General features: G+C 68.4%; 20 protein-coding genes and 1 pseudogene. 18 read left to right on the top strand and 3 right to left on the bottom strand.

From position 1 onward, the window contains the following. Positions 1-1,331, bottom strand: a 1,331-nt coding sequence (locus tag HUV01_RS01310; protein ID WP_174296519.1) for a TonB-dependent receptor plug domain-containing protein, incomplete at its 3' end; no start/stop codon positions are given. 357 nt (positions 1,332-1,688) lie between these two features. On the opposite strand from HUV01_RS01310, the gene HUV01_RS01305 reads away from it, so the two are divergent. Continuing rightward, positions 1,689-1,991: an antibiotic biosynthesis monooxygenase family protein gene (locus HUV01_RS01305; protein ID WP_174296518.1), complete on the top strand. Its 303-nt coding sequence runs from the start codon at positions 1,689-1,691 to the stop codon at positions 1,989-1,991. 73 nt (positions 1,992-2,064) lie between these two features. Here the strand turns inward: HUV01_RS01305 and HUV01_RS01300 are convergent, their stop codons facing one another. Then, complete coding sequence (locus HUV01_RS01300) at positions 2,065-4,542, bottom strand: TonB-dependent receptor (RefSeq protein ID WP_174296520.1); 2,478 nt, start codon at positions 4,540-4,542, stop codon at positions 2,065-2,067. Between the two features lie 733 nt (positions 4,543-5,275). On the opposite strand from HUV01_RS01300, the gene HUV01_RS01295 reads away from it, so the two are divergent. The 4 genes and pseudogenes from HUV01_RS01295 to HUV01_RS15380 all read left to right on the top strand — a co-directional run. Beyond that, positions 5,276-6,238: a carbon-nitrogen hydrolase family protein gene (locus tag HUV01_RS01295; protein WP_174296517.1), complete on the top strand. Its 963-nt coding sequence runs from the start codon at positions 5,276-5,278 to the stop codon at positions 6,236-6,238. Next, a complete protein-coding gene (locus HUV01_RS01290) occupies positions 6,238-7,116 on the top strand; it encodes an amidohydrolase family protein (protein ID WP_174296516.1) in 879 nt (292 codons plus the stop codon). The genes HUV01_RS01295 and HUV01_RS01290 overlap by 1 nt, the downstream gene beginning before the upstream one ends. Further along, positions 7,113-8,600, top strand: a complete 1,488-nt coding sequence (locus HUV01_RS01285; protein WP_174296515.1) for a class I adenylate-forming enzyme family protein — start codon at positions 7,113-7,115, stop codon at positions 8,598-8,600. The genes HUV01_RS01290 and HUV01_RS01285 overlap by 4 nt, the downstream gene beginning before the upstream one ends. Before the next feature lie 148 nt (positions 8,601-8,748). Continuing rightward, positions 8,749-8,979: pseudogene (locus tag HUV01_RS15380) on the top strand (epoxyalkane--coenzyme M transferase); the annotation flags it as partial. 214 nt (positions 8,980-9,193) lie between these two features. On the opposite strand, the gene HUV01_RS15375 reads toward HUV01_RS15380, so the two are convergent. After that, positions 9,194-9,640: a TonB-dependent receptor domain-containing protein gene (locus tag HUV01_RS15375; protein ID WP_368039975.1), complete on the bottom strand. Its 447-nt coding sequence runs from the start codon at positions 9,638-9,640 to the stop codon at positions 9,194-9,196. Between the two features lie 46 nt (positions 9,641-9,686). Between HUV01_RS15375 and HUV01_RS01270 the strand changes: the two genes are divergently transcribed. The 13 genes from HUV01_RS01270 (at position 9,687) to HUV01_RS01210 (ending at position 26,566) form a co-directional block, all read left to right on the top strand. Beyond that, complete coding sequence (locus tag HUV01_RS01270) at positions 9,687-10,331, top strand: aminotransferase class IV (RefSeq protein ID WP_217430862.1); 645 nt, start codon at positions 9,687-9,689, stop codon at positions 10,329-10,331. Between the two features lie 47 nt (positions 10,332-10,378). Beyond that, positions 10,379-11,659 (top strand): D-amino acid dehydrogenase, encoded by a 1,281-nt coding sequence (locus tag HUV01_RS01265; RefSeq protein WP_174296513.1) that lies wholly within the window; start codon positions 10,379-10,381, stop codon positions 11,657-11,659. A gap of 357 nt (positions 11,660-12,016) precedes the next feature. After that, positions 12,017-12,898: a transporter gene (locus HUV01_RS01260; protein WP_174296512.1), complete on the top strand. Its 882-nt coding sequence runs from the start codon at positions 12,017-12,019 to the stop codon at positions 12,896-12,898. Positions 12,899-13,022: 124 nt separating this feature from the next. After that, positions 13,023-13,112 (top strand): K(+)-transporting ATPase subunit F, encoded by a 90-nt coding sequence (gene kdpF, locus HUV01_RS01255; protein WP_174296511.1) that lies wholly within the window; start codon positions 13,023-13,025, stop codon positions 13,110-13,112. A gap of 14 nt (positions 13,113-13,126) precedes the next feature. Further along, positions 13,127-14,845 carry a potassium-transporting ATPase subunit KdpA gene (kdpA, locus tag HUV01_RS01250; protein WP_174296510.1) on the top strand — a complete coding sequence of 573 codons (1,719 nt, stop codon included), beginning with the start codon at positions 13,127-13,129 and terminating at the stop codon, positions 14,843-14,845. A gap of 12 nt (positions 14,846-14,857) precedes the next feature. Beyond that, positions 14,858-16,894, top strand: a complete 2,037-nt coding sequence (gene kdpB, locus HUV01_RS01245) for a potassium-transporting ATPase subunit KdpB (RefSeq protein WP_174296509.1) — start codon at positions 14,858-14,860, stop codon at positions 16,892-16,894. An 11-nt stretch (positions 16,895-16,905) separates the two neighbouring features. Then, the gene (kdpC, locus tag HUV01_RS01240; RefSeq protein ID WP_174296508.1) at positions 16,906-17,487 is read left to right on the top strand and encodes a potassium-transporting ATPase subunit KdpC; all 582 of its coding nucleotides are present in this window, start codon (positions 16,906-16,908) and stop codon (positions 17,485-17,487) included. Then, the gene (locus HUV01_RS01235) at positions 17,487-20,150 is read left to right on the top strand and encodes a sensor histidine kinase (RefSeq protein ID WP_174296507.1); all 2,664 of its coding nucleotides are present in this window, start codon (positions 17,487-17,489) and stop codon (positions 20,148-20,150) included. The genes kdpC and HUV01_RS01235 overlap by 1 nt, the downstream gene beginning before the upstream one ends. Then, positions 20,150-20,836, top strand: a complete 687-nt coding sequence (locus HUV01_RS01230; protein WP_174296506.1) for a response regulator transcription factor — start codon at positions 20,150-20,152, stop codon at positions 20,834-20,836. Before HUV01_RS01235 ends, HUV01_RS01230 begins: the two co-directional genes overlap by 1 nt. Before the next feature lie 129 nt (positions 20,837-20,965). Then, on the top strand, positions 20,966-21,346 hold the full coding sequence (locus HUV01_RS01225) for a hypothetical protein (RefSeq protein ID WP_174296505.1): 381 nt from the start codon (positions 20,966-20,968) through the stop codon (positions 21,344-21,346). 27 nt (positions 21,347-21,373) lie between these two features. Beyond that, positions 21,374-21,859: a hypothetical protein gene (locus HUV01_RS01220; RefSeq protein ID WP_174296504.1), complete on the top strand. Its 486-nt coding sequence runs from the start codon at positions 21,374-21,376 to the stop codon at positions 21,857-21,859. Between the two features lie 318 nt (positions 21,860-22,177). Next, positions 22,178-23,371 (top strand): efflux RND transporter periplasmic adaptor subunit, encoded by a 1,194-nt coding sequence (locus tag HUV01_RS01215; RefSeq protein WP_174296503.1) that lies wholly within the window; start codon positions 22,178-22,180, stop codon positions 23,369-23,371. A gap of 6 nt (positions 23,372-23,377) precedes the next feature. Further along, positions 23,378-26,566, top strand: a complete 3,189-nt coding sequence (locus HUV01_RS01210) for an efflux RND transporter permease subunit (RefSeq protein ID WP_174296502.1) — start codon at positions 23,378-23,380, stop codon at positions 26,564-26,566. Positions 26,567-26,607 lie beyond the last annotated feature (41 nt).

Below are 26,607 nucleotides of genomic sequence, written 5' to 3'. Positions count from 1 at the left end.
GCGGGCGGCGTGGCGTAGGAGGCAAGCTCGCCCGCGCCGATCGCGAAGCTCTCGCGCCGGCCCTCGACGCCGAAGGCGACGTTGAGCGATTTGAACACGTCGAACTTGCGGCTGACGTCGATCCCGCCGACGAGCTGGTCGTAGGTCAGCTTGCCGTCGTAGAAGTCGTGCGGCGTCGCCGAGCCATAGGCGTAGTTGGCGGAGTTCAGCGTGCGAAAGTCGATTGCGTTGCGCCCGTAGCTGGCCGACACGTCGACGCTCCAGCCGCCCAGGTCGCCCTTGACGCCCAGCGCCGAGTTGATGTCGCGCGACTTGGTGTTGATGATCGGCAGGAAGCCGCCCGGATAGCCCGCCAGGACGGTGGCGGCGGCGGCGAGGCGCGGGAACGCCGCGGAGCGCGTGTCGCGGTCGGTATAGCCGAACCAGCCGTACAGCCGGAACCCGCCGCCCAGACCATAGCCCGCATTGGCCCACAGGCTGTACTGTTCCTCGCGCGGGTCGCCGAAGCGGCCGGTGACCTGGGTCGGCGTCACGCGCGGGTCGAAGTCGGCGCGGTTGGTGGGCTCGCGGTGCAGGAACTCGCCCGACAGCGTCAGGAACCCGTCCTCGCCCAGCCCCAGGCCCTGCCAGCCCGAGACGGTGACGGCATGCTCGCCCTTGACGCTGCGGCTGCCGCGCGCGGTGTCGACGTCCGTGTCGTAGAAGCCGTAGTCGACCTGCGCGCCGCCGCCCGAGCGCGCCTCGCGCAGCCGCAGGTTGACGACGCCCGCGATCGCGTCGGACCCGTATTGCGCCGACGCGCCGTCGCGCAGCACCTCGATCCGGTCGAGTGTCACGGTCGGGATCGTGTTCAGGTCCACCGCCGCCGCGCCGCGACCGACCGAGCCGTTGACGTTGAGCAGCGCGCTGGTGTGCCCGCGCACGCCGTTGACCAGAACCAGCGTCTCGTCCGGCGACAGGCCGCGCAACGTCGCCGGGCGGATCGCGTCCGTGCCGTCCACCGCGGCGGCGCGGGGAAAATCGATGGAGGGCGCGACGGCCTGAAGCGCGGCGGCGAGTTCGGTCGTGCCCTGCTGGCGCAGCGTGGTGGCGCTCAGCACGTCCACCGGCGACACGCTGTCCAGCCGCGAACGGCCGGCGGTGCGCGTGCCCGTGACGACGATGTCGTTCGTCTCGTCGGCCGGACCCGCCGCGCCCTGTTCATGGTCCGGGCCGGCGGGAGTGGCGGCGGTCTGCCCCGCTTGCGCGGGCGCCTGCTGCGCGGCGGCGTGGGAGGCGGCGGCGAGCGCCAGGCCGGGCATGGCGATGGCGAGGGAACGGCGGAACGGCATGGCTTGACCCTTTGCGATGCCGGTCTGCCGCCGACGGATCTGCGCGGCGGTAGTCAGGGCGCGAGGGCGTGTCTGCCGTCAAATTCTGAAGCCGCCAGTATAAAAGGTTTATGTCACAGGTGTTTGTACGTGGCGCGTCGCCCGCGGCACTGCGGTCCATGCCCGATCCAGGCCCTTCGCCACTGCATGGTCGGCCATGCGCTCGATGGTGGCGTCGGGTTGGTCGTTACGAACGGTCAAGCGGTTCCATGCAGCATATGCTACGAGACAAGCCTATGTACCGATCACCACGCATGCATGGCGCTGTCGGCGAGCGTCGTCTGGCGGGGCGAAGGTGGACGGCTGGAGGGATGAACGATGTCCGTTCTTTGTACCGCGACCTGGGTCATCAGGCAGGAGTGCGCCGATGACTTCGTCACGACGCTTGGCGGCATGTTCGCCGAGACGCGGACGCATGATGGGTTCATCGGCATCCGCCTCCTGAAAAGCGAGACCGCCGAAAACGAGTTCATCCTTCTTCAGGAGTGGGAGACGACGCAGCATCACCAGGCCTATGTCGCGTTCCGTGGCGAGCGGGGAGACCTGGACAGGCTGGCGGCGATGACCGCTGGCCCGACGCCCATCCGTTATTGGGGCGCCGACCCGCTCGCCGCCGCCTGAGTCGCGACGGCGAATAGCCCATCTGTCCCTGTGGGGGCTTCATCCCGGATCCGGCCGTAGAGCCTCGGCTCGCTCAGAAGTTCACCCCCAGCTCGATGCCGATCCTGCGCCGGTCGCCGGGCGAGACGAACGAGCCGCCGAACTCTGGCGACGGTATCACCTCGCTCAGATAGGTCTTGTTGAACACGTTCTCCGCAAAGGCCGTCACCGACAACGTCGGGGTCTGAACGCCGGCCCGCAGGTTGACGATCCCGAACGCGTTCCGGCGCGTGTCGGCGTAGTTCGCCACGCCCAGTCCCGGGAATACCAGGTCGAACACGCTGCGCTCGCTTTGCGCCTGGACCGTGTGGAACCAGGTCGGCCCGGTCAGCCGGTAGTCGACGCGCAACAGTCCCGAATAGCGCGAGGTCAGCGGCCGCAGCAGCTGGGTGCCCGCGTTGATCGTGTACCTCGCGGTATAGGGCGACTGGTTGCCGACCGTGTCGGGGCGCGAGCGGTTGCTCTTGATCTTGCTGTCGACATAGTTTCCCGACGCGAACACCGTCCATCCCGGTATCAGGCGATAGGTCGCGCTGGCCTCGACTCCCGTCAGCCGGACCCTGTCGATGTTGGACACGACCCGCAACACCCCGAAACCGCCGGTGAAGAACTCGAAGAACTGCATGTCGTGCACCTGCGTGGTGTAGACCGCACCATCGAGCTGCAGCGCACCGTCGAGCGCGCGTGCCTTGAATCCGGCCTCGAAAGCACTCGACCGTTCCGAGCGGTAGTCATCGTTGATGCTGATCCGCGCACCCAGCGGCACGTTCAGATACTGGTCGATGATCGCCGCGCTGCCCTGGCTGTTGAAGCCTCCCGCCTTGAAGCCGATGCCCCAGTCGGCGAACACGCTGAGGTCGTCGCTGAACTTGTAGTTGGCGGCCAGCTTGGGCTCCCACTGGGTATAGGTCTTCGCCTTGGCGACGATCGCGCCGACCGCGAAGCCCGGGTTGACCGGACCGCCGGTGACGGGATCGACCGCGTTTGGCGACAGGGGCGTCACCCGACGCTCCTCGCGGTCGTAGCGAAGCGCGGCGGACAGGGTCAGCTTGGTCGCAAGGCTGTAGTCGACCGAGCCGAAACCGGCGTAGACGTTGGTGCGAAAGCGATCGTCGAGGTCCTGCGACGTCTGGTTGAGCGTACCCGGGGCGTTGTACAGGCTTCGCGTCGCGCCGGCGCCGTCGTCCTCGTTGATCGCCGTGCCGAAATGCCGGTTGATGTGCAGGTAATAGCCGCCGATCGACCATTTGAGCGGCCGACCCGATTTCGAGGCGAGCCGCAGCTCCGTGCTGATGTCGCGCTGATCGCGCACGGTATACTGGTATCCGTCGCAGGTGGTCGGGCCGAACGGGCCGAACAACGACGCCGCAGGCGTCGGCCCGAGGAACTGCGGTGCCGGCAGCGTAACGCCCGCCGCGAACAGCGCCGCGGTCGATGCCTGACAGGTCGCGGTCGCGTTGAATCGGCCGAGCGAGGCGGCGGCCGCATCGGACACGAAGTCCTCGTCGATGTCGGAATAGGCGCCCCACCCGCTCAGCGTCGCCCAGTCGAGGTCGAGCGTCGCGCGCAGCGAGGCTTCCTTCGTGCGCTGCCGGTCGACCCCCGCGATGTCGCGGTTGAAGGTGAACGTCTTGTGATCGTTGACGTCCTCGTTGAACTTGGGACTGCCCAGCGCGGATGCGAACGACGGCAGCGAGAACACGACGTCGTAATCGAGCGCGCCTGCCCTGACCTCCCCATAGCGCGCCTTGGCGTCCACCTCGAGCCGGTCGGTCGGTGTCCAGACCAGTCGCCCGCCGACGTTCCAGCCGCGGTAATTGTCGACGGTATCGCCGCGCGCCGCCGGGGACGGGCCGGTGTTGCGGTAGAAGCCGTCGGTATGACGGAAGTTGCCGAACAGCACAGCGCCCAGCCGATCGGTGACCGGACCGCTGATCGATCCCTGCACGTTCTCGCTGTCGTGGTTCGCGTAATAAGCCTTGCCGTCCACCTCCAGGCGATCGCCCGGCTTCTTGGTCGTCAGGATCAGCGCGCCCGCCGCGGCATTGCGGCCGTAATAGGCTCCCTGCGGACCCTTCAGCACTTCTACCTGCTGCAATTCGCCCTGGTAGGAGTTGAGTGCCGCGGTGTTCGTCTTGAGGATGCCGTCGACCACCAGCGCGACGCTGTTCTCCGCGTCGCGCGCGCCGTTGATGCCGCGGATGTTGACCTGCGCGTCCCCGACCTGCGCGGCGTTGGACACGATCGTGACGCCGGGCGTCAGGTCGACGATCTGCTCGGTCGTCACCACGCCCGCCTGCCGCAGCGTGGCGGCGGTCAGCACCGTGATCGACGCCGGCACGTCGCGCAGGTTCTCCACCTGACGCCGCGCCGTGACGACGACCTCGTCGCTGTCGGGCGCAGCCTTGGCGCCGGTGGGCGCCGGACCCGCTTGGGCTTCGGCGCGCGAGAGCGAAGCGAGAGCCAAGGCCAGACCGGATGCCACTGCCGCGGCCTGGTTGAGGCTTGTCATGTTGATCGTCCCCCTCATCTGCTGTCCGCCGGCATCTTGTCTGCCAAGCCCGAACTCTGCTGGTTCGATCGGATTGGCACCTGACGACTTGTTTTTATTGAGGCTGGTCCGACCGATGTTAATCTCTATTTGGCTTTTCGGTCTTTGTATGCATTATCCACTGCAGCTTGTGTTGACGGTGTTCCGCCAGAGGGGGTCAGCATCCGGAACTTCACCTCGGCCGAGACCTTGCGGCCCTCAAGGCGTCTGGTCCGTCCAATTCAGGAAACCCGAAGCCGGCGGCGTTCCGGCGGGCAGCATGGACGTCGTCCGACATACTTCGGGAACTCGCGCCCATGCGACCAAGGGCCGTCTTTTGACTGTATATACGAGTAACGTGATCGAAACGAAGCTATCCGTCAAGCAACTACCGAGTTAAAAAGCTTGGGAGTACGATGCCCTGTTCTCGCCATACCGCAAATCGTCGCCGACGATCAGGCTGGGCAGTAATACTTTCGTACTCTAGCGAGGCATATAGAGCATGTCCGCGATACCGCGCGTCGTCACTGGACAACGGATATCGCGAGAGACTTCCAGAGTGGCCTTCGTGCGGTCGGCGGACTTGACGCCATCGCCGCTTGGACCAGCCTTTGTGTTGTTTACCGACGGCCTGTTCGGGATTGTCATACCCGACAGCTACCTGTAAGCGTGACGGTTCAATGTATACAGTCAAGATCAATGTGTAGGTAGGGATATGTCGCGCTTCCGAGTCGTCGCTGCCGCTCATGTCGCGCCGGTCTTCATGGATGCGAGCGCGAGCGTCGAAAAGGCGATCGACTGGATCGCGCGAGCGGCGGCGGACGGGGTCGAGCTGATCGTGTTCCCGGAAGTGTTCCTGCCGGGCTTTCCGTATTGGATAAACCTGTATGCCCCGCTGCTGCAGGCCGAGCTGAACCGCCGATATCAGGATCAGTCCGTTGAACGCGACGGCCCGGAGATCGCCAAGCTCCGGCAGGCGGCGCGCGAGCATGGCATCGCGGTGGTCATCGGCGCGAGCGAGCGGGGCGAGAACAGTCGTACCTGCTACAACAGCTCGGTCATGATCGATCGCGACGGCGGTCTGCTCGGCGTCCATCGCAAGATCAAGCCGACCTACGCGGAACGGTACATCTGGGGTCAGGGGGACGGGTCAGGCTTGATCGTCGCCGACAGTTCGGTCGGGCGACTGGGGGTGCTGGCCTGTTGGGAGCACACCATGAACCTGGCGCGACAGTCGCTCATCGAGGATGGCGAGGAAGTGCATGCCGGGCTGTGGCCCGGACTCTCGACGATGGCCGGCTTCGACGCCGTCGCCGATATCCAGATCGAGGCGATGATGCGCAACCACGCCCTCACGGGCCAGTGCTTCGTGATCGCGGCCTCCAGCCCCGTCACGCAGGCGATGCTGGACTTCCTCGAAACGGAACTCGGCCCACAAACGCTGATGGGAGCCGGCGGTGGCTGGAGCGCGATCATCCATCCCTTCGCCACTACGGTCGCCGGGCCGGTGACCGGGACGGACGAATGTCTCGTCAGGGCGCAGATCGATCTCGACGACATCAAGTCGGTCAAGGTGTGGGTCGACACCGCTGGCCATTACGCCCGGCCCGACATGCTGCGCCTTCAGGTAAACCGGCGGGCGCTGACGACGCGGGTCGACATGGCGGGAACCCACTGATGGCAGGCGTGATCGACATCGTCGTCAACCTGTTCGGTCCCGAGGAGGTGGCTGCGGGTCAGACCGGCCTGGACGCAGGCTTCATGGAGCAGGTGCGTATGCCCCCCGCGATGCGTGGTGGCGTCGGCATGGACGATTACCTGCGCAAGATGGACGACGCAGGGATCGAGCATTCGCTGCTGATCGCGGTCAGGGCCGGCGATCCGCGGATGCGCGGCAGCTTCGACATTCCGTATGAACAGGTTGCGCGATGGTGCGACGCGCACCCCGACCGGTTTTCCGGCCTGGCCGGAGCCGACCCCACGCGGGGCATGAAGCAACTGCGGGATCTCGAACGCGCGGTCGAGCTGGGCTTTGTCGGGGTGCACGCTTACCCGCACTGGTTCTCGCTGCCGCCCGATGCGGCCCGCTGGTACCCGATCTATGCGAAATGTTGCGAACTCGACCTGCCGTTCATGCTGCAGGTGGGCCAGAATCTCGTCTACAGTCGCGAGCTGCGTCTGCCGTCGGTCGCACGACCGATCCTGCTCGATCAGGTGGCGATCGACTTCCCGGACCTGGCGTTGATCGGCATCCATGTCGGTACGCCGTGGGCGGACGAGATGATCGCGATGGCGTGGAAACATCCCAACGTCTTTATCGGCATAGATGCCTATGCTCCCCGGTACCTGCCTCCCTCGCTGGTCCGCTACATGGATAGTTACGGCAGCCACAAGGTACTGTTCGGCACGGATTGGCCGGTCGTCGACCCGGGTCGGGCCGTCGAGGAACTGCTTGCGCATGGCCTGAGGGTCGACAGCCACGACCGGGTGACGCGGCTGAACGCGCTGTCGGTGTTCAGGAAGCTGTCGGCGCGGCTGGGGCTTGCGCCCGCGTGACCGTTGCGGAACCGCTCACGCTTGGCCGCGGGCTGCGGGCGGCGGCGCGGCGCCAACCCCGCAAGGTCGCCCTGCGTTTCGGAAGCCAGACGATCAGCTATGCCGCTCTCGTCGAGCGCGCGGCGCGCACGGCTTCCATGCTGCGGACCGACTGGCGGATCGGCCCTGGCGACAGGATCGCGTTGATATCGGCGAACCGCCCCGAGTTCATAGAGGTTCTGGTCGGCGGCTCCGATCTCGGCGCCGCGGTCGCGATGGTCAACCCGCGGGTCGGCGAGCGCGAGGCGGCCGCGATCCTGAACGATTGCGAACCAAGGCTGGTCGTCGCCGATCCGCGATCCGCCGGGCTTCTGACGGGTTGGCGCGGTCCCTTGCTCGTCCTTGGAACGGAGTATGAGCAGCGACTGGCGCGCGTGGAGGGCGGGATCGAGGATGTCGCGGCGGAGATGGATCCGTTTGCGCTGCACTACACGTCCGGAACCACCGGACTTCCCAAAGGCGTCCCGATCTCCCATCGCAGCCGGGTGCTGTCATTCTTCGGCATGGCCAGCGAATATGGGTGCTACGGCCCGGACGATCATTTCCTCGCCCTCGCGCCCTTGTGCCACGGTGCCGGACTGACGTTCGCGCTGGCCCCGCTCTACATGGGCGGGACATGCACGCTGCTCGACCGGTTCGATCCCGAGGAAGTGCTCGCGATCCTGCATGCACAGACGATAACCGGCGTGTTCTTCGTTCCGACCCATTTCAACCGCATCTTCGATCTGCCCGCGTCGACGCTGGACCGGTTGCGGGGCCACCGGCTCACGGCGATGATCTCGAACGCCGCGCCGCTGCTTCAGGCGGCAAAGGAACGCGTCACCGACTATTTCGGAAAGGACCTGCTGTACGAATGCTATGGCGCGACCGAGTCGGGCATCATCACCAATCTCCGGCCGGCTTTCCAGCTCGAGAAGCGCAACTGCGTCGGAACACCGTTCGTCGCGACCGAGGTCGAGTTGCGCGACGAGGCGGGCGACCCGGTGCCCGACGGCGCGGTCGGAGAACTCTTCAGCCGGTCGCCGTATCTGTTCGACGGCTATTGGCGACGGCCGGAGGAGACGGCGGAAGCGATCGTCGATGGCTGGGTCACGGTGGGCGATCTGGCCCGGCGTGACGAGGACGGGTGCTATTACATCGTCGACCGCAAGAAGGACATGATCATCACCGGCGGCATCAACGTATACCCGCGGGAGATCGAGAACGTCATCGATCAGGTGCCAGGCGTCGCCGAAGTCGCGGTAATCGGCCGTGCCGATCCGGACTGGGGAGAAGCCGTGCATGCCGCGATCGTAAGGGCCAGGGGTGCGGTTGTTGATGAAGGGGGGATCATGGCTGCATGCAATGCTGCACTTGCAGGTTACAAGCGGCCAAAGACGATCGAGTTCGTGGATGCGTTGCCGCGCAACACGGCCGGCAAGGTCGTGAAGCGCGACCTTCGATGACGCCGGGCGGGGCAGGTCCCGCAGGTGCCGACATCGAGGGGCGGGCGTGATGCCGGCGCGCGCCGCGGCAGCCATGGCCGGCACCCGCCCGATACTGGACGGTGGCCGGACGGCGGATTAGAAACGGACGGCATCGAGGGGATCGAGAGTGGCCGACCGCATCCTGACCACGCATGTCGGCTCGCTGCCGCGAAGCGCCGCGGTGACGGACATCGTCTTCGCGGAAGAACGCGGCGAGGCGATCGATGCGGCGGAGCGGCTGCGCGTGCTGTCGGACGCGGTGGACGCCTGCGTCGCGAGGCAGGTCGCGGTCGGCGTCGACATCGTCTCTGACGGCGAGATGTCCAAGATATCCTATGCCACGTACATCAAGGACCGCATCTCCGGGTTCGACGGCGACAGCAGGCGGTCGCCGCCCGCCGACCTGGAGGACTTTCCGACCTTCCTCGACCGCCAGGCGAGGAGCGGCGGGACGCCCACCTATCGTCGGCCGCGCTGTGTCGGCGACATCGCGCCCGTCACGCTGAAGCCGCTGGAGGAGGACATCGACCGGTTCGCGGCGGCGCGCGAGCGACACGGTCCCGCCGGCGCCTTCATGAACGCCGCATCGCCGGGCGTGATCGCCCTGTTCCAGCCGAACGACCACTATCCCACCGATGACGCCTATCTGGAGGCGCTCGCCGAGGCGATGAGACCCGAATACGAGGGGATCGTGGCGGCGGGCCTGGTGCTTCAGCTCGACAGCCCCGACCTCGGGCTCGGGCGGCACATGATGTACAAGGACCGTTCGGAGCCGGACTATCTGCGGTTGACTCGAAACCCGTCGATATCGTGCCGTATACCATCGTGTGGCGGCTCGGCGTGAACTCGGCGCCCACCCTGTAGGTGAGGCTGTTGAAGCTCGGGCTGCCGGTGGTGACGCTGTAGGGCGTGGTGAAATTGTAGGTGCCCGGTACGCCGTCGGCATAGTCGGTGAACGTGAACGCCTTGTTCTCGTGGCTGTAGCGGACGCCGCCGATCAGGCGCAGCTTGTCGGACACCAGGAAATAGGAACCCTGGGCATAGCCGGAATCCTATGTGGCCATGGTGACGACGCGCGGGACCTCGCGGGTCTACGGCTCGCGCAATCCGGCCGATTTCGACAACACGTTCATAGCCTATGCGATACCGTGGATCGACGTCATCAAGCCCGACGTGCAGGAGCGCGGCGCCCACCTGCTGGTCGCCACCGTGCCGCGCATCTCGGCGCGCTCGCTCGACCCCACGCTGAAGAACTACATGTGGCGGGACTTCACGCGCGGCGTGTTCGAGGCTCACGACCAGGGCTACGACACGGCCGTGCTCCTCGATCACGACGGCTTCCTGACGGAGGGCGCGGGCTTCAACGTCTTCATCGTCAAGGGCGACACGGTCCTGACGCCGGATCGGGGCGCTCTTCAGGGCATCACCCGCCTGTCGGTGCTCGACCTGTGCCCGGAACTGGGGCTGGAGCCCCGCATCGCGCCGATCACCTTCGACGAGCTGATGGACGCGGACGAGGTGTTCACCACGACGACCGCCGGCGGGGTGATGCCGTGCGCTCGCGTCAACGACCGGATCTATGGTAACGACCGTCCCGGGCCGATCAGCGTCAAGCTGAAGGAGCTCTACTGGCAGAAGCACAAGGACGGCTGGCACATGACGCCCGTGAACTATGACGATCCCGACCACCCGTTCCGGAAGGCGGCATAGCGGGTCCGCCCGTTGAACGGCGCGCGGGCGCGGGGAGGGACGAGGGCATGCGGGTAGTCGTTTTGGGCAGCGGGGTGATCGGCGTCACCTCCGCCTATTACCTCGCGAAGGCGGGACATTCGGTGACGGTCGTCGATCGCCAGGCCGGTCCCGGCCTGGAGACGAGCTACGCCAACGCGGGCGAGATCAGCCCGGGCTATGCGTCGCCCTGGGCGGCGCCGGGCATCCCGCGCAAGGCGCTGAAATGGCTGCTGATGGAGCACGCCCCGCTCGTGCTGCGGCCCCGGCTCGATCCCGGCATGGCGATCTGGCTCGGCCAGATGCTGCGCAACTGCACGACCGTGCGCTATGCGATCAACAAGAGCCGGATGGTCCGGCTGGCCGAATACAGCCGCGACCAGCTGATCGCGCTCCGCGCCGACACCGGGATCAGCTATGACGACCGCCAGGGCGGCACGCTGCAGCTGTTCCGGGAACAGAAGCAGCTGGACTCGATCGGCAAGGATGTCGAGGTGCTGCGGCAGGACGGCGTCCCGTTCGAGGTGCTGGACGTCGCGGGCTGCGTCCGCGCGGAACCCGCGCTCGCCTCCGTCCGCGACCGCTTCGTCGGCGGCCTGCGGCTGCCGGGTGACGAGACGGGCGACTGCTTCAAGTTCACGGGCGCCCTCGCCACGCTCGCGGAGCGGCTCGGCGTCGCCTTCCGCTATGGCACGACCGTCCGCTCGATCCGGTCGTCGGGCGGGCGGGTGAACGGGATCGACACCGACGACGGCGTGATCGAGGCCGACGCCTATGTGGTCGCGCTCGGCAGCCATGCGCCCGCGATGATGCGGCCGCTCGGCATCCGCCTGCCCGTCTATCCGGTGAAGGGCTATTCGCTCACCGTCCCGATCGCGGACGCGAGCCGCGCGCCCGTGTCCACGGTGATGGACGAGACCTACAAGATCGCGATCACCCGGCTGGGCGATCGCATCCGGGTCGGCGGCATGGCGGAGATCTCCGCGTTCAGCACCGATCTTCCCGACAAGCGACGGGCCACGCTGGAGATGTCGGTCATGGACCTGTTTCCCGGCGGCGACCTCGGCCGGGCGACGTTCTGGTCCGGGCTGCGCCCCATGACGCCGGACGGCACGCCCGTCATCGGACGGACGACGATCGACAACCTGTACCTGAACACGGGGCATGGCACGCTAGGCTGGACGATGGCCTGCGGCTCGGGCCGCGTGCTGGCGGACCTGATGAGCGGGACGGAGCCGGAGGTCGCGACGGCCGACCTCTCGCTCGACCGATACGGCGGCCGCTTCGGCCCGGATGCGGCGGCCGCATGACGCCCCGGAACGGGCGGCTCCGGTTCCGGCGCCGCGCCGGATCGCATCGCTCAGGACAGGCTTCGGCACACTGATTCCAGACGGGCGACGCCGTCCATGCAACCGTCAAGCCGTTCCACAGCGACCGGGTGCGCCCGTCGCTCGACTCCGGCGGCGGGCGTCGGCCGGTGCGGGAGGTCCGGGGGGGGGGGGGGCGGCGGGCGTGTCGTCATCGTCGCCGGGAAATCGTGCGAACATACGCCGCCTATATGCGATCGGCGGGATTCGCTCTCGAATTGCTATGCGGCTTCGGCCAGATGGTCGCCCCTGACATATCGCCACCCGCGCCGATGCGGAGTGGCCGACCAGGGGTTATCGATGAAGAGACTAGTCGCGGCCGGACTTTGCGTCGTCGCAGTTTCAACGGCGGTTCCCGCCGCGGCGCAGGCAACGGCGGTTCCTGCCACGGCGCAGGCAACGGCGGTTCCCGCCGCGGCGCAGGTGGCGCAAGGCCCCGCGGACGCGGCTCCCGCCGAGGCGGCCACCCCGATCTGCACCGACCGTCCGACAAAGGCCAACGTCGCCTGCACGGTGCCGCGGGGAGATATCCAGATCGAGGCCGACGCGATCAACTGGACGCGCTTCTCGTCGGGGGGCGTCGACACCGACACGATCCTCTACACCAATCCCACGATCAAATACGGCCTGGGCCGGACCACCGACATCGAGGTCAACATCGCACCCTATGAGACGGTGCGGGTCCATGGCCAGGGAGACACGCTGGGCGGCGTCGGGGACCTCTATGTCCGCCTGAAGCAGCAGTTCACCGCGCCGGGCGCCAGGACGCAGGTCGCGCTGATCCCCTATGTCAAGGCGCCCACCGCGCGGTTCGGCATCGGCAACGAACGGTGGGAAGGCGGGGTGATCCTGCCGGTGATCTTCACCCTGCCGTCCGGGTTCCTGCTCAACTTCGGCCCGGAGGTGGACGTCCTGGCCGATAGCGACCGGCATGGCCACCACGCCAATCTGGTCAGCCTCGTCAACCTGTCGCACGCGGTGGGCGGGAAGGGCACGATCTACGCCGAGTTCTGGAACGCGCACAACATCGATCCGACCGGCACGATCCACCAATATTCGGCGGACGTGGCCTACGCCTATCTGCTGTCGCCGCGCCTCCAGCTCGACCTGGGCGGGAACTTCGGCCTGAACAGGTTCACCCCCGGCAGCCAGGTCTATGCCGGCATCAGCACGCGGTTCTGACCGCGCCATCGACACGAAGGGAACGGAACGATGCAGGACGTGATGTGGCTCGCGATCATGGCCGGGCTGGTGGCGGCGACGCTCGCCTACGCCAGGCTCTGCGACGACGCGTGAGGAGAGCGCCATGACCATCGACCTCTGGCTCGCGGCGCTGACCGGGGTCGGCCTGCTCATCTATCTCGTGGCGGTGCTCATCCGCCCCGAACGCTTCTGAAGGGAGCGCCGCACATGACCATCCAGGGCCTGGCCCTCATCGGGGGCTTCATCGCCATCCTGCTCGCGCTTACGAAGCCGGCCGGCGCGTGGCTGTTCGCGCTCTACGAGGGCCGGCGCACGCCGCTCCACCTCGTCCTCGGCCCGGTCGAGGCCGGCTTCTACAGGCTCGCCGGGATCGATCCGGGCAGGGAGCAGGGCTGGCGCCGCTACGCGGTACACATGCTGCTGTTCAACGTCGTGCTGATGGCGTTCACCTATGCGGTGCTGCGCCTGCAGGGCGTGCTGCCGGGCAATCCGCAGGGGCTGGCGGGGCTCGGCCCCGACCTCGCCTTTGACACCGCGGTCAGCTTCACGACCAACACCAACTGGCAGAGCTATTCGGGCGAGTCGACCATGTCGAACCTCAGCCAGATGCTGGGCCTCACGATCCACAACTTCGTGTCGGCGGCGACCGGCATCGCGCTCGCCTTCGCGCTGTTCCGCGGCTTCGCGCGGCGCGAGTCCCAGGTGAACGGCATGGGGACGGTGGGCAATTTCTGGGCGGACTGCACGCGGATCACGCTCTACCTGCTGCTGCCGCTCTCGATCGTCTACACGATCTTCCTCATCGCGAGCGGCGTGCCGCAGACGCTGGCCGCGACCGTGAACGTCTCGACGCTGGAGGGCGCGCGCCAGGTGCTGGCGATCGGGCCGGTCGCGAGCCAGGAAGCGATCAAGATGCTCGGCACCAACGGCGGCGGCTTCTTCAACGCGAACTCCGCACACCCGTTCGAGAACCCGACGGCCCTCAGCAACTTCGTCCAGATGCTGTCGATATTCCTCCTGGGTTTCGGCCTGACGTGGACGTTCGGCCGCGCGGTCGGCAACACGCGCCAGGGCTGGGCGATCCTGTCGGCGATGATCGTGATCTTCCTCGTCGGCGCCGGCGTCTGCTACTGGCAGGAGGCCGCCGGCAATCCCGTCCTCCACGGCCTGGGCGTCGCGGGCGGCAACATGGAGGGCAAGGAGGTGCGCTTCGGCATCGCCGCGAGCGCGCTGTTCGCCGCCGTCACCACCGCCGCCTCGTGCGGGGCCGTCAACGCCATGCACGACAGCTTCACCGCGCTTGGCGGCATGGTCCCGCTGTTCAACATCCAGCTCGGCGAGGTGGTCGTCGGCGGCGTCGGAGCGGGCATCTACGGGTTCCTGCTGTTCGCCATCCTGGCGGTGTTCGTCGCCGGGCTGATGGTCGGCCGCACGCCGGAATATGTCGGCAAGAAGATCGAGAGCCGCGAGGTCAAGCTCGCGGTGCTCGCCATCGCGGTGCTGCCGCTCGTCATCCTGGGCATGACCGCGCTGTCGTCGGTGCTGGGGCAGGGGCTGGCGGGACCGCTCAACAAGGGGCCGCACGGCTTTTCGGAGATCCTCTACGCCTTCACCAGCGCGGTCGGGAACAACGGGTCGGCGTTCGCGGGCCTGACCGCCAGCACGCCCTATTACAACGGCCTGCTGGGCGTCGCGATGTGGATCGGACGCTTCTTCATCATCGTGCCGATGCTGGCGATCGCCGGCTCGCTCGCCGCGAAGAAATACACGCCGCCGTCGGCGGGATCGTTCCCGACCACGGGCGGCCTGTGGGTCGGCCTGCTCGTCGGGATCATCCTGATCCTGGGCGGCCTCACCTTCCTGCCGAGCCTCGCGCTCGGTCCCATCGCCGATCATCTGGAGATGATCCGCGGCCACCTCTCGTAAGGGCGCCCCGACATGGCACGCGCACAGACCAAGTCGCTGTTCACCGCCGATCTGATGGCGCCCGCCATCAGGGACGCGTTCCTGAAGCTCAATCCCGCCGAACTGATCCGCAACCCGGTGATGTTCACCACCGCCTGCGTGGCGGCGCTGCTCACCGTGCTCCTGGTCGTCGGCCACGACGGCCTGACCTTCGGCTTCAAGTTCCAGCTCGTGATCTGGCTGTGGCTGACGGTCCTCTTCGGCACCTTCGCCGAGGCGCTGGCGGAAGGGCGCGGCAAGGCGCAGGCCGCCAGCCTGCGCGCCACCAAGGCGGAACTGAACGCGAAGCGGCTGAAGGGCAAGGGCGACGACTTCGACGTCGTGCCCGCAAGCGCGCTCCGGGTGGGCGACGTGGTGCTGGTCTCGACGAACGACCTGATCCCGTCGGACGGCGAGGTCGTCGCCGGCGTCGCGTCGGTCAACGAGGCGGCGATCACGGGCGAGAGCGCACCGGTGATCCGCGAGGCGGGCGGCGACCGCTCGGCCGTGACCGCCGGCACGCGGGTCATCTCCGACGAGATCCGGGTCAAGGTGACGGTGAACCCGGGCGAGGGCTTCCTCGACCGCATGATCGCGCTGGTCGAGGGGGCGGAGCGGCAGAAGACCCCCAACGAGATCGCGCTGACGATCCTGCTCACCGGCCTCACGATCATCTTCCTGATCGCGGTCGCCACCATTCCCGGGTTTGCCAGCTATGTCGGGGGCAGCATCCCGGTCGCGATCCTGGCGGCGCTGCTCATCACGCTCATCCCCACGACGATCGCGGCGCTGCTGTCCGCGATCGGCATCGCGGGCATGGACCGCCTCGTGCGCTTCAACGTGCTCGCCAAGTCGGGGCGCGCGGTCGAGGCGGCGGGCGACATCGACGTGCTGCTGCTCGACAAGACGGGCACGATCACGATCGGCGACCGCCAGGCGAGCGAGTTCCGCACCGTCGGCGGAACGGGCGACGCCGAGATGGCGGAGGCGGCCCTGCTCGCCAGCCTCGCCGACGAGACGCCGGAGGGCCGCTCCGTGGTGGTGCTGGCGCGCGAGCGGTTCGCCATCCGCACGAGCGAGCTGCCGGCCGGGGCGACGGTCATTCCGTTCACCGCGCAGACCCGCATCTCGGGCGTGCAGACGGGCGGGTCGCTGATCCAGAAGGGCGCGGTCGACTCGGTCCTGAAGGCGAACGCCGGCGCGGGGCAGACGGCGGCCGCGACCGAGCTGCGCCGCATCACCGACGAGATCGCACGCGCGGGCGGCACGCCGCTCGCGGTCGCCAAGGACGGCCGGCTGCTCGGCGCGATCTTCCTGAAGGACGTGGTCAAGGCGGGCATCCGCGAGCGGTTCGGCGAGCTTCGCACCATGGGTATCCGCACGGTCATGATAACCGGCGACAACCCGCTGACCGCCGCCGCGATCGCCGCGGAGGCGGGGGTGGACGACTTCCTCGCGCAGGCCACACCCGAGGACAAGCTGGAGCTGATCCGCAAGGAGCAGCAGGGCGGGCGGCTGGTCGCGATGTGCGGCGACGGCACCAACGACGCGCCCGCGCTCGCCCAGGCGGATGTCGGCGTCGCGATGAACACGGGCACGCAGGCGGCGCGCGAGGCGGGCAACATGGTCGACCTCGACAGCGATCCGACCAAGCTGATCGAGGTCGTCGGGCTGGGCAAGCAGCTGCTGATGACGCGCGGCGCGCTGACCACCTTCTCCGTCGCCAACGACGTCGCGAAATACTTCGCCATCATCCCGGCGATGTTCGTCGCGCTCTATCCGGGGCTGGGCGTGCTCAACGTCATGGGGCTGGCGACGCCGCAGTCCGCGATCCTGTCGGCGATCATCTTCAACGCCGTCATCATCCCGCTGCTGGTGCCGCTGGCGCTGAAGGGGGTCGCCTACCGGCCGATGGGGGCGGGGCCGCTGCTCGCGCGCAACCTCGCCGTCTATGGCCTCGGCGGCCTCGTCGCGCCGTTCATCGGCATCAAGATCATCGACCTCGCGGTCGGCGGCCTAGGCCTCGCATAGGAGCTATCGACATGGGCAACGACTTCACCACCGCGCTGCGTCCGGCGATCGTCATGACGATCCTGTTCGCCCTGCTGCTTGGCATCGGCTATCCCCTGGCGATGACCGGCATCGGCCAGGCGATCTTCCCCCACCAGGCCAACGGCAGCCTAGTGACCGTCGGCGGCAGGGTGATCGGCTCCGAAGTGGTCGGTCAGGCCTTCACCACCGACCGCTATTTCCAGACCCGGCCGTCGGCCGCCGGCACAAGCGCCAGGGGGGGCTATGACGGGCTCGCATCGTCCGGCTCCAACCTCGGCCCCGCCGCCAGGGCGCTGGTCGACCGCGTGAAGCCCGATGTCGCCAGGCGCCGCGCGCAAGGCGTCGCCGGTCCGCTGCCGGCCGACCTCGTCACCGCGAGCGGCTCGGGCCTCGATCCCGACCTCTCGCCCGCGGGCGCGCTCGCCCAGGCTCCGCGCGTCGCCAGGGTGCGCAACCTGTCCGTCGAGAAGGTACGGGCGCTGGTCGAGGCGAACACCGCGACGTCGCCGTTCGGCGAACCGCACGTCAACGTCCTCGCGCTCAACCGCGCGCTGGATGTCCTGAGCGGCTGATGGCCAACGGGGACAGGCCCGATCCCGATGCCCTCCTGCGCCAGGCGACGCAGGAGGGGCGCGGCCGCCTGAAGATCTTCCTCGGTGCCGCGCCCGGGGTCGGCAAGACCTTCGAGATGCTGTCGGAGGGCATCGCCCGGCTCAGGGACGGCGTCGACGTGGTGGTCGGCGTCGTCGAGACCCACGGGCGCCAGGAGACGGAGACGCTGACGCGCGGCCATGAGATCGTGCGGCGGCGCGAGATCGCGCACGAGGGCCACGTCCTCGCCGAGATGGACATCGACGCCATCCTCGCGCGCGCGCCCCGACTGGCGCTGGTCGACGAGCTTGCGCACACCAACGCGCCGGGCAGCCGGCATCCCAAGCGGTTCCAGGACGTCGAGGAACTGCTCGACGCCGGCATCGACGTGTATTCCACGATCAACATCCAGCATGTCGAGAGCCTCAACGACGTGGTCGCGAGCTTCACCCGCATCCGCGTCCGCGAGACCGTGCCCGACCGGATCCTCGAGATGGCCGAGATCGAGATGGTCGACATCCCGCCCGGCGAACTCATCGAGCGGCTGAAGGCCGGCAAGGTCTATCTTCCGCAGGAGGCGACGCGGGCGCTGTCGCACTTCTTCTCCAAGACCAACCTGTCGGCGCTGCGGGAACTCGCGCTGCGACGCGCGGCGCAGGCGGTCGATGCGCGGATGCTGGAGGACGTCCGGGCGCTGGGCGTCGGCGGCACCTGGGCCGCCGGCGAGCGCGTGATCGTGGCGGTCGGCGAACTGCCGGGCGTCGACGGCCTGGTGCGGGCCGCCAAGCGCATCGCCGACGCGCTCCATGCGCCGTGGACCGCGGTATACATCGAGACGCCGCGCAGCCAGACGTTCGGCGACGCCGACCACCGCCGCATCGCGGAGGTCATGAACCTTGCCACCCGGCTCGGCGGCGCCGTCGCCACCGTGCCGGCGCGCAACGTCATCGAGGGACTGAAGACCTATGCGGTCGAGGCCCGCGCGACCCAGCTCATCGTCGGCAAGTCGCAGCGGTCGCGCTGGTTCGAGCTCCGGCACGGCTCGATCGTCGACCGGCTGGTGCGCGAGACGCCCGACCTCGCCGTCCACGTCCTGCCCATGCCGAAGGCCGGGCCGGGCCGCCCCGTCCGGCGCGGGGCGGGACGTTGGGGGCCGCCGGGCGGGTATCTGTGGACCAGCCTGCTCGTCGCGGGCGTCACCGCGATCGGCAGCGCCCTGTTCCACGTCCTGAACGTCGGCAACGTGGCCTTGCTCTACCTGCTGCCCGTGATGATGGCCGCCAGCCTGTTCGGGCTGCGGACCGGCCTGTTCGCGGGCCTCGCATCGAGCGTCGCGTATAATTTCTTCTTCCTGCCGCCGACCTATACGCTCACCATCTCCAATCCCGAGAACGTCGTGTCGGTGCTGGTGCTGCTCGGCATCGCGATCGCGACCAGCCAGCTCACCTCGCGCGTCAGGGCGCAGGCCGACCTCGCGGGCGCGAGCGCACGCACCAACGCGGCGCTGGCGGGCTTTCTGCGTCACCTCACCCGGCTGAACGATCCGGTCGCGGTCGCGGACGTGATCTGCGGCGAGATCGGCCAGATCTTCGGCCTGCGGACCGTCATGCTCGTGCCGGAGGGCGCCGGGCTGGCGGTGCAGGCCGCCAACGGCGCCGGCCACCGCATGGAGACGATGGAGATGGCCGCCGCGCAATGGGCCTATGACACCGGCACGCCGGCCGGGCGCGGTTCGGGGACGCTCGCCGCGTCCGAATGGTTCTTCCAGCCGCTGGTCGCCGGCGCCCGCGTCCTCGGCGTCCTCGGCCTCGCGCACGAAGCGGGGCGCGACGCGCTGCGCTCCGACCAGCTGCCGCTGTTCGCCAGCCTGGTGGAACAGGCGGCCCTCGTCCTCGAACGGTTGCGACTGGAGCACGAGATGCGCGACGTCGGCGCGGTGCGCGAGCGCGACCGGCTGCGGACCGCGCTGCTCTCCTCCGTCAGCCACGACCTGCGGACACCGCTCACCGCGGTCATCGCGGCCGCCGCCCAGCTCCACCATGGCGCGACGCCCGCGCTGATCGCGACGATCGAGGCGGAGGCGGCGCGGCTGCACCGCTTCGTCGCGAACCTGCTGGACATGGCGCGGGTCGAGGCGGGCGCCCTCAAGCTGAACATCGATGCGACCGATCTCGGCGACGCGGTGACGGGGGCGGCGCACGATGCCCGGCGCGCCCTGGAAGGTCACGGGGTCCGGCTCGACGTTCCTCCCGACCTCCCGCTCGTGAGCGTCGACCCGCAGCTCCTGCACCACTGCCTGCTCAACCTGCTCGACAACGCCGGGCGCTACGCCGATCCCGGCTCCGAGATCGTGATCGAGGGCCGGCACCGCTACGGCGAGCTGCGGCTCGCCGTGCTCGACCACGGCCCGGGCCTGCCGGTGGGCCGCGAGAGCGAGGTGTTCGAGACCTTTCGCCGGCTCGAGGGCTCCGATCGGGTCAGCGGCGGCACCGGCCTCGGCCTCGCGATCGTCAAGGCGTTCGCCCAGGCCATGGGGATGACCGTCGAGGCGGGCAACCGCGACGATGCCGGTGGCGCCGCGATGACCCTGGTCTTCCCGGCCGCGCTGATCGTGCGCGAGCCCGTCCCCGGAACCGTGCTCTGATGCCCGCCAGGATCCTCATCGTCGACGACGAGGCCGCGATCCGGCGCCTGCTCCGCAACACGCTGGAGCGCGCCGGCTATGCCGTGGTGGAGGCGATCAACGGCAGGGATGCGCTGGTGCGTGCCGGCGCGGACTATCCCGACGCCATCCTCCTCGACCTCGGGCTTCCCGACCGCGACGGGCTGAGCCTCATCCCGCTGCTGCGCAGCGACGGCGACACCGTCATCCTCGTGGTGTCGGCGCGAGACGCCACCGACGAGAAGGTGGCGGCGCTCGACCTTGGGGCCGACGACTACGTCACCAAGCCGTTCGACACGGACGAGCTGCTCGCCCGCCTCCGCGTCGCGCTGCGTCACCACAGCCTGTCCGAGACGACGCCCAAGATCGTCAGGCGCGGAGACCTCGCCATCGACCTCGACCGCCGGGTCGTCTGTCGCGCGGGCGAGGAGGTACACCTGACGCGCAAGGAGCACGACGTCCTCGCCGTCCTTGCCCGGCATATCGGACGGGTCGTCACCCACGAACGGATCATCGCCGCCGCCTGGGCGGGCGAGGAGGATCCGCGCATCGAGTATCTGCGAATCGTCGTGCGCAACCTTCGACAGAAGCTGGAGCCGCCCGGATCGGTCGGCAGCGTGATCGCGAACGAACTCGGCGTCGGATACCGCCTGAGGTCCGACGCCTGAGGTCCGACGGCCAAGATCCGGGGGCCTGACCGCGCGCCACTATGCCCGCGCTATGCCAAAAGCCGGAATCGATCTCGAAACGCTATGCCGCGGGCGATATCTGGTCGGCCGCATCGCAAGGAATGTGGCGTGACGTGGCATCGGACGCGGCGGGGTGATCTTGGCCTTCGGGCGCTGGGAACGGGGGCCTGCGCCCTTTCCTGCGCCTCGATCGGCCATCTCCTGCGCTGGCACGACGCCGATCCCGTCCACTGGTCGCCGGGCATCGCCGCCTGGTTGCTGACGGCGATCGGGTTCCTGTGCGCGAGTGGCGGAAGCGGTCTGGTGTTGCTGGGGTCGCATCTGTTCGACGAGATCGTCATCAGCGAACGCTGGCGGACAAGGCCGCTGGTCGAGGACGCGGAGGCCGATCCCGTCGACGGCGGACCGACGACGCCTCCGCTTCCCGACGGGCCGCCCGAACGGGCGTTCGCAGGGCGGATATTGCTTACGCCGCCGTGTTCTTGCTAGCGGGTCCTGCCTGGAAGGAGACCCGAGATGGCACTCAAGGATATGTTCGCGTTCGTGAAGGAAGGTCTGGAGCAGCAGTTCAACACCAAGCCGCGCGATCCCGTGGCGGCGAGGAAGCCGCTGCTGCGCGGCATCGATGCCACGCTCGACCAGTTCACCAACGGGCGCACCAAGGTTCCCAACAAGTGGTGGGTGGTCAACAACGGCGTGGTGGCGTTCGGCCCCACGCTCAAGGGCACGCCGCTCGTCCTGAACGGCGGCACGACGAGCCACGTCGAGAGCGGGGACTTCCCGGCGTTCCTGGCGGCGTTCCGCCATGCGGTCGAGGAGGGCGAACTGGACGGCGAGATCGCCGCCATCGAGAGCGGCGCGTCGGTCGCGGGGCACAGCGTCGCGATCGGGAAGCCCAGGCGCGCGAGTGGCATCAGCCCGGAAGCGGCGCGCCTGCGCGGGCAGAAGGCCGCCGAGAGCCGCGCGCGCAACAAGGCCGCGCGCGGGATCGACGAGGGCTGATCCGCCGCGGGCCTTGACCTTTCGGGGTCCGGGCAGCGTCCCATCGCCCCGGCCGCGCCGCCGCCCCGGCCGCTTCGTCGCTCCGGGAGGAGCGTGGCGCGGTGCGTGATCGAGGCCGGGACCGGGACACCGGTCGGCACCGACCCTTGACGCCGCCCGATCCGACTTATATACCGCTGGGTAGAAAATGTGCGGCGGTCAACGGGCCGGGCGGCTTCCACCATGTCGGTGATCGATCACCGACCGTAACCCCGTCCGCAGTCGCATCATCCCGGGCGGACGATCGTTCGCGTCTCTCCCCAGTCGGCAGATCCTCGCATGACCCTTCTTCGTCGCCCCGTTCCCGCGCTGGTGCTGCTGATCGCGGCTTGCGGGACGAAGCAGGCGCCGCCCGCGCCGCCGCCGCCGGCCGTCGGATACGTCACCGTGCGCGAGCAGGCGGTGACGCTGACCAGCCAGTTGTCCGGCCGCACGTCCGCCTATGAGACGTCGGACGTCCGGCCGCAGGTGAACGGCCTGATCGAGGCCCGGCTGTTCACCGAGGGCGACAGGGTGCGCAAGGGCCAGCCGCTCTACCGGATCGACCCGCAACCCTATCAGGCGCAGGTCGCCAGCGCGCAGGCCGCCGTGACCCGCGCGCGCGCCTCGATCGCGTCGAGCGCCGCGCTCGCGAGACGCTATGGCGAGCTGGTCAAGATCAACGCCATCTCGAAACAGGATTACGAGAACGCGCAGACGACCTCGGCGCAGTCGCAGGCGGACGTCGCCGCGCAGGAGGCCGCGTTGCGCACCGCGCGGATCGACCTTGCGCGCACCACGATCCGCGCGCCGATCGACGGCCGCATCGGACGATCGGTCTATACGACCGGCGCGCTCGTCACCGCGTCGCAGACCAATCCGCTCGCGACGATCCAGCGGCTCGACCCGATCTATGTCGATATCCAGCAGTCGAGCGCGGAGATATTGAAGCTGCGCCAGCAGGTGCTTTCCGGACAGGTCGCCAGGGACGGCGGCGCGAAGGTCAAGCTGCTGCTGGAGGGCGGCACCGTCTATGGCCTGCAGGGCACGCTGCGCTTCGCCGACGTGACCGTCGATCCGACGACCGGCTCGCAAGTCATCCGCGCGCTGTTCCTCAACCCCGACGGGCTGCTGCTGCCGGGGATGTACGTCCGCGCGGAGCTCGTCCAGGGCGTCGAGCAACAGGCGATGCTGGTTCCGCAACGCGCCGTCAGTCGCGACGAGCGCGGGAACCCGACCGCGCTGGTCGTGGGCGCGGGCGACAAGGCCGAGCTGAGGACCCTCCAGACCAGCCGCACGATCGGCGAGAACTGGCTGGTGACGGGGGGCGTCAGGCCCGGCGACCGGGTGATCGTCGAGGGAGCGATGAACGTGCGGCCGGGCATGCCGGTCACGCCGGCGCCCGCCACCTCCAACGCCGGCCCGCGCCAGGCGAGCCCGGCCGGCCCGGCCCGGAACCAGGCCCGGACTCAGGCCCAGAAGCAGGCGAAGTAACGCATCATGGCCCGCTATTTCATCGACCGCCCGATCTTCGCCTGGGTCATCGCGGTGATCCTGATGCTGGCGGGCGTGCTCGCGATCCGCAGCCTGCCGATCGCGCAGTTTCCCGCGATCGCGCCTCCCGCGGTGTCGATCACCGCGACCTATCCCGGCGCCGACGCGCAGACGCTGGAGAACACGACCACGCAGATCATCGAGCAGCAGATGAAGGGGATCGACCACCTTCGCTATTTCTCGTCCTCGTCCTCGTCGTTCGGCCAGACTATCGTCACGCTGACGTTCGAGCAGGGCACCGATCCCGACATCGCGCAGGTGCAGGTCCAGAACAAGCTCCAGGCGGCGACGCCGCTCTTGCCGCAGGAGGTGCAGCAGCAGGGGATCGTGGTCGCCAAGGCGACGCAGAACTTCCTGATGTTCGTCGGGCTGTATTCGGACAACGGCAAGCACAACGGCGACGACCTGTCGGACTATGTCGTCTCCAAGCTCCAGGACCCGCTGGCCCGGATCAGCGGCGTCGGGGACACGCAGGTGTTCGGTTCGCAATATGCGATGCGGATCTGGGCCGATCCCCTGAAGCTCAACAACTACGCGCTGACGACCGACGACATCCGCGCCGCGGTGATCGCGCAGAACGCGCAGGTCTCCGCCGGACAGATCGGCGCGCAGCCGGCCCCCAAGGAGCAGATGCTCAATGCGACGGTCTCGGTCGAATCGCGCCTGACGACCCCCGAACAGTTCGCCGCGATCAGCCTGAAGAGCAGTCCCGACGGATCGATCGTGCGGCTGGGCGACGTCGCGCGGGTCGAGATCGGCGCCGAGAACTACGGCTATTCGTCGCAGTGGAACGGCAAGCCCGCGTCGGGCATCGGCATCAAGCTCGCACCCGGCGCCAACGCGCTCGACACCGTCGAGGCGATCAAGGCGCGCGTGAACGAGATCGCGACGCGGTTTCCGTCCGACGTGAAGGTCATATACCCCTATGACACCTCGCCGTTCGTCCGCCTGTCGATCAGGCAGGTCATCGAGACGCTGGTGGAGGCGATCGTCCTCGTCTTCCTCGTCATGTTCCTGTTCCTCCAGAACTTCCGGGCGACGCTGATCCCGACGATCGCGGTGCCGGTGGTGCTGCTCGGGACGTTCGGCGTGCTGGCGATCGCGGGCTATTCGATCAACACGCTGACGCTGTTCGGCATGGTGCTCGCCATCGGCCTGCTCGTCGACGATGCCATCGTCGTGGTCGAGAACGTCGAGCGGCTGATCCAGACCGAGCACCTCTCGCCCAAGGAGGCCGCGCGCAAGTCGATGGACGAGATCACCGGCGCGCTGGTCGGCATCGCGCTGGTGCTGTCGGCGGTGTTCCTGCCGATGGCGTTCTTCGGCGGCTCGACGGGCGTCATCTATCGCCAGTTCTCGATCACGATCGTCTCGGCGATGGTGCTGTCGGTCAGCGTCGCGCTGATCCTGACGCCCGCGCTGTGCGCGACGATCCTGAAGCCCCATGACGCGGACAAGACCGCGGGCAACGGCCCGCTCGCGCGCTTCTTCCGCTGGTTCAACGACAGGTTCGAGCGCGGGCAGGACCGGTACGAGGGCGTCGTGCGGGGTACGGCGCGCAACTGGAAACGCTCGCTCGTCGTCTATGCGCTGATCGTCGTCGGCATGGCCGCGCTGTTCGTCCGCCTGCCGACCGGTTTCCTGCCCGACGAGGATCAGGGGATCATGATCGCGCTGGTGCAGGGGCCTGCCGGCGCGACGAGCGGACGCACCGCAAAGGGTCTCGACGTGATCCGCGACCATTTCCTCCAGAAGGAGGGCGGCAACGTCCAGGGCGTCTATACCGTCAACGGCTTCAGCTTCGCGGGCAACGGCCAGAACGCCGGCATCGCCTTCATCCCCCTCAAGAGCTGGGAGGATCGCGGCGGCCGCGACAACAAGGCGCCCGCGATCGCGGGCCGCGCGATGGCGGCGTTCTCGAAGTTCAAGGACGCGATGATCTTCGCGGTCGTGCCCCCCGCCGTGCAGGAACTGGGCAACGCGACGGGCTTCGATCTCCAGCTGGTGGACCAGAGCGGCATCGGCCATGCCGGGCTGCTGGCGGCGCGCAACGCGATGCTGGGCGCGGCGTCGCAGGACAGGAGCTTCGTCGGCGTCCGCCCCAACGCGGTCGAGGATGCCCCGCAGCTCAAGATCGACGTGGATCACGACAAGGCGCGCGCGCTCGGGCTCGACCTGTCCACCATCAACGACACCATCGCGACCGCCTGGGGCGGATCGTACATCAACGACTTCATCGACCGGGGGCGGGTGAAGCGCGTCTATCTCCAGGCCGACGAGCCCTATCGCCAGTCGCCCGAGAACCTCGCCGACTTCTACGTCCGGGGAAGCACCGGCACGATGGCGCCGTTCAGCGCCTTTGCGACGACCTCATGGGCTCAGGCGCCCATGCAGCTCACCCGCTACAACGGCCAGCCGGCGATGGAGCTGCTCGGCCAGCCCGCGCCGGGCGTGTCGTCGGGGGTCGCGATGGCGGCGATGCAGGCCCTGCACGACAAGGTCGCGCCGGGCACCGGGCTCGAATGGACCGGGCTCAGCTACGAGGAAAGGCTGTCCGGCGGCCAGGCCCCGGCGCTCTATGGCCTGTCGCTCCTGATCGTGTTCCTGTGCCTTGCCGCGCTGTACGAAAGCTGGTCGGTGCCGATCTCGGTGATGCTCGTCGTGCCGCTCGGCATCGTCGGCGCGCTGCTCGCCGCGACCCTGACCGGCCTCAGCGACGACATCTACCTTCAGGTCGGCCTCATCACGACGATCGGCGTGTCCGCGAAGAACGCGATCCTGATCGTCGAGTTCGCGGAGGAGCGGATGCGCGAGGGCATGAGCGCCTTCGACGCGGCCATCGCGGCGGCGAAGCTGCGGCTTCGCCCGATCCTGATGACGTCGCTCGCGTTCATCTTCGGCGTGTTCCCGCTCGCGATCTCGACCGGCGCGGGCGCGGGCGGGCAGAACGCGATCGGGCGCGCGGTGGTCGGCGGCATGGTGTCGGCGACGGTGCTCGCGATCTTCTTCGTGCCGATGTTCTTCGTCGTCGTGCTGCGGCTGTTCGGTCGCCACCGCGGCGACGAGCGGTCCGGCGGGACCGCCGCGACCGACCACCATGCCGACGGCGCGGCACCCGCGCCGCAGGGAGGCTGAGCCCCATGACCCGTCGTCCGGGCCGCCACGTCGCGGCCGCC

The sequence above is a fragment of the Sphingomonas bacterium genome, from assembly GCF_903643035.1.
Taxonomy (GTDB): domain Bacteria; phylum Pseudomonadota; class Alphaproteobacteria; order Sphingomonadales; family Sphingomonadaceae; genus Sphingomonas.
Note: the sequence above shows the minus strand (reverse complement) of the source record. Positions and strands in the feature narration are given on the sequence as shown.

Bases quoted from the DNA above. Each gene is read 5' to 3' on its own strand.
- HUV01_RS01290 (WP_174296516.1), top strand. From the start codon at position 6,238: ATGGCAGGCGTGATCGACATCGTCGTCAACCTGTTCGGTCCCGAGGAG.
- HUV01_RS01300 (WP_174296520.1), bottom strand. From the start codon at position 4,542: ATGACAAGCCTCAACCAGGCCGCGGCAGTGGCATCCGGTCTGGCCTTG.
- HUV01_RS01260 (WP_174296512.1), top strand. From the start codon at position 12,017: ATGAAGAGACTAGTCGCGGCCGGACTTTGCGTCGTCGCAGTTTCAACG.
- HUV01_RS01295 (WP_174296517.1), top strand. From the start codon at position 5,276: ATGTCGCGCTTCCGAGTCGTCGCTGCCGCTCATGTCGCGCCGGTCTTC.
- kdpA (WP_174296510.1), top strand. From the start codon at position 13,127: ATGACCATCCAGGGCCTGGCCCTCATCGGGGGCTTCATCGCCATCCTG.
- kdpC (WP_174296508.1), top strand. From the start codon at position 16,906: ATGGGCAACGACTTCACCACCGCGCTGCGTCCGGCGATCGTCATGACG.
- HUV01_RS01305 (WP_174296518.1), top strand. From the start codon at position 1,689: ATGTCCGTTCTTTGTACCGCGACCTGGGTCATCAGGCAGGAGTGCGCC.
- kdpF (WP_174296511.1), top strand. From the start codon at position 13,023: ATGACCATCGACCTCTGGCTCGCGGCGCTGACCGGGGTCGGCCTGCTC.
- kdpB (WP_174296509.1), top strand. From the start codon at position 14,858: ATGGCACGCGCACAGACCAAGTCGCTGTTCACCGCCGATCTGATGGCG.
- HUV01_RS01215 (WP_174296503.1), top strand. From the start codon at position 22,178: ATGACCCTTCTTCGTCGCCCCGTTCCCGCGCTGGTGCTGCTGATCGCG.
- HUV01_RS01220 (WP_174296504.1), top strand. From the start codon at position 21,374: ATGGCACTCAAGGATATGTTCGCGTTCGTGAAGGAAGGTCTGGAGCAG.
- HUV01_RS01230 (WP_174296506.1), top strand. From the start codon at position 20,150: ATGCCCGCCAGGATCCTCATCGTCGACGACGAGGCCGCGATCCGGCGC.
- HUV01_RS01210 (WP_174296502.1), top strand. From the start codon at position 23,378: ATGGCCCGCTATTTCATCGACCGCCCGATCTTCGCCTGGGTCATCGCG.
- HUV01_RS01235 (WP_174296507.1), top strand. From the start codon at position 17,487: ATGGCCAACGGGGACAGGCCCGATCCCGATGCCCTCCTGCGCCAGGCG.
- HUV01_RS01265 (WP_174296513.1), top strand. From the start codon at position 10,379: ATGCGGGTAGTCGTTTTGGGCAGCGGGGTGATCGGCGTCACCTCCGCC.